The 2,611-nt window shown below is 50.5% G+C and carries 5 protein-coding genes; 2 read left to right on the forward strand and 3 right to left on the reverse strand.

Going from position 1 to position 2,611, the window contains the following annotated elements; translation table 11 throughout:
- Positions 1 to 61: 61 nt before the first annotated feature.
- Positions 62 to 277 carry an Lrp/AsnC ligand binding domain-containing protein gene (locus ACREAY_RS11210; protein ID WP_431755857.1) on the reverse strand — a complete coding sequence of 72 codons (216 nt, stop codon included), beginning with the start codon at positions 275 to 277 and terminating at the stop codon, positions 62 to 64.
- A gap of 68 nt (positions 278 to 345) precedes the next feature.
- Positions 346 to 495: a hypothetical protein gene (locus tag ACREAY_RS11215; RefSeq protein WP_431755858.1), complete on the reverse strand. Its 150-nt coding sequence runs from the start codon at positions 493 to 495 to the stop codon at positions 346 to 348.
- Positions 496 to 727: 232 nt separating this feature from the next.
- Here ACREAY_RS11215 and ACREAY_RS11220 point away from each other — a divergent pair, with 232 nt between their 5' ends.
- Positions 728 to 1,000, forward strand: coding sequence for a winged helix-turn-helix domain-containing protein (locus ACREAY_RS11220; RefSeq protein WP_431755859.1), 273 nt, complete (start codon positions 728 to 730; stop codon positions 998 to 1,000).
- 97 nt (positions 1,001 to 1,097) lie between these two features.
- Here the strand turns inward: ACREAY_RS11220 and ACREAY_RS11225 are convergent, their stop codons facing one another.
- Entirely contained in the window at positions 1,098 to 1,415 is a 318-nt protein-coding gene (locus tag ACREAY_RS11225; protein ID WP_431755860.1) for a TRAM domain-containing protein, read from the reverse strand.
- A gap of 413 nt (positions 1,416 to 1,828) precedes the next feature.
- Between ACREAY_RS11225 and ACREAY_RS11230 the strand changes: the two genes are divergently transcribed.
- A partial coding sequence (locus ACREAY_RS11230; protein ID WP_431755861.1) for an arginase family protein occupies positions 1,829 to 2,611 on the forward strand: 783 nt, incomplete at its 3' end.

The raw sequence follows: 2,611 nt of genomic DNA on the forward strand, positions 1-2,611 counted from the left end.
GGCGTGTAAGGTGTGCACCCTTGGCGAGAGACATGCCAACTTGTCAAGCCTCATAAAGGGCTCAGCTCTTGAATCCTATCATCGTATCGGTATTGAGAAGGTTTCCCAGCTTCCGGATTTGAGATATCGCAAGTGTGAATTTTTCGACCGAGTCTGACTCTATTTTGATGACGATGTCGTAATTCTTGTCGACTTTGTAGGCATAGGCCACCCCGGCGATCTTTGCTATCTTTTGCAACAGGTCGTCATGGGACCCCACTGCACATTCTAGAAACATAAAGCCGACTGGTATCAATTTGAACCTGTAAAGGCTCTTCTCAAATTAAAGTGCTATTGGCCGGGACGCTATTTTGTGTCCGGACGAATGCCACTCAACTTTTCATACAGGGCGCCCAGCATCCGAAAGCCGTCCAGCAGCGTTTCCAGTTGTTCGTCTGTCAAAACCTGAAGGTACTCCTCGCTTATCCCAATCCTGACAAGCTCGCTCCTTATCATAAAATTTCTATTATTTTGTATTAGCATTAGATTAAGGAATCATTATCAGTCCCTCTTATAATACTATTGTCAAATATAGATAATGACTAGAAATATTTTATATAATATTATTACTTTGCAGAATACACACACATAAAGTCATGATTTACTGAAAAAATAGAACAATCTAATATTAATATAATATAGCTCTCCATTACAGTAGTCTTTTAAGTTATGCCCCAGAGATTGCAGCATGAAGTACAGGAGCAGGATGGACATTACTTCGGCTATTCTCGAGATAGCAGAAGAGGGAGCGATAAAAACAAAGATAATGTACAGGGCATTCCTTTCCTTCCCGCAGCTCAAAGAATACCTTGCAGTTCTTACGGACCAGGGCCTGCTGGAACACTCCAAGGAAGAAAGGCTCTTCTTCACGACCGAGAAAGGCAGAAAGTTTTTGAAAATGTACAAAGAAGTGGACAGGATGATTCCCCAGTCCAACATGCTGACGAAAACAAAGATGTGAATCGTGGCTGCCCGCGTTCACAGCCAGATCATAAGGGCCATCGACCTGCCACCTGCGTGACAGGCAGACGTGGATTGACCCGTCGTTTGGATATCTTTTAGGATGTTGGTTCGCTCTTTGGTGCAGATGAATCCGCACTCTGCGCCTGCTCGCCGCCGGTTACGACCTCGGCTGATGCAAACCTGTCGCCAACTTTTGTGACCCTTATTTTGGTCTTTTGGCCTACCTTCCCTTCCTTTACAAAGATGACAAAGCCCTGTATCCTTGCGATTCCGTCGCCCTGCCTGCTTATTTCTGAAATCTGTACATCGTATTCTTTTCCTGCCTCAACTGGTTTTGGGCCTCCAAATCCGCCCCTCGAGCCTCCGCCGTAACCTCCTCCGCCGCCGTAATTTCCTCTTCCGCTATATGACATATTCAAGAGAGAGACGGCGGGCATGCAATATAAACGGGCGGCAGGAACGGGCATCCCAAACAAGGGGATGAAAGCTATATAGGCAGATGTTACAGTACCAATTCAGTGAAAAAACCTTTTCAGACAAGGCCTACGTCATTAGGCACGAAAAAGTCGCCGGGATTTTGCGTGACATGCTCGGCAGTAGCGACAACAGAAGCCTTGTTCAAGCTTGAAGATGCAATAGTTATTCAGAGATATTGCGACAAGTGCTTGCCCAACGCAGAGTACTAGTAGCCACCCAAATTCGCAGCGGATGCATGGCCACCATCTGCAGATAGGGGCTATCTTGCAGGCTAGCCTATGCCCTACCCGCTGAATCCATCTTCTTGGGCTAGCCACAGTTAAAAACCATGCCAAGGCAATAGGGTGCGTTGAAGTTTTACCGCGCAAACGCCGCAAGCGCCGAGCAGGCAGACATTGTGATAATCGGGGTCCCGGACGAGTCAAGGTCGCACGCCACCCGCAAGGGCACAAGCGCCGCACCCGACATCCTGAGGGCGGCGTCCAACGACTCGGAATTTTTCGTGCGCGACGGCAAGGCCATACCGACGGTCCCCATGCGCGGCACGTTTGACGGCAAGAGGATATTTGACGCCGGCAACGTCGCAAGGGACGACCTGCACGATAAAGTCCTTGCACAAGTCGCAGGCGGCAGGTTCCCGGTTACGATAGGAGGCGACCACTCGCTCACCAGAGACGTCCTGGCGGCCATCCACGAATCCATTGGAGAAAAGCTGTCGCTCCTTTACTTTGACGCCCATCCGGACTTTGTGTCGTCGGCAAGAAACTATTACGGCTCGGTCCTCACCGATTCGGCGCAGTATGTCGATTTTGCAAGAAGCATGGCCATAGGGACGAGGGCAGCAGAGCGTGAAGAGGTAGAGAATGCCAAGAGCGCGGGCCTGCAGCTGGTGACACCCATCGACATTGTCGAGCTGGGCGTCCGCAAGGTGGCAGAGATTGTAACTGCAAAAACCGCAGGGCGCAGGGTCTACGTTTCAATAGACCTTGACTGCGTCGACCCTGCGTCTGCGCCGGGCGTCTCCGTGCCGTCGCCCGGCGGGCTTGCGACGGCAGACCTGCTCTACATGCTGACAAAGGTGATGAGCACGTGCAACGTCGCCGGCTTTGACATAGTCGAGCTGTCGCCGGAC

The organism is Nitrososphaera sp. (assembly GCF_050748925.1).
GTDB lineage: Archaea > Thermoproteota > Nitrososphaeria > Nitrososphaerales > Nitrososphaeraceae > Nitrososphaera.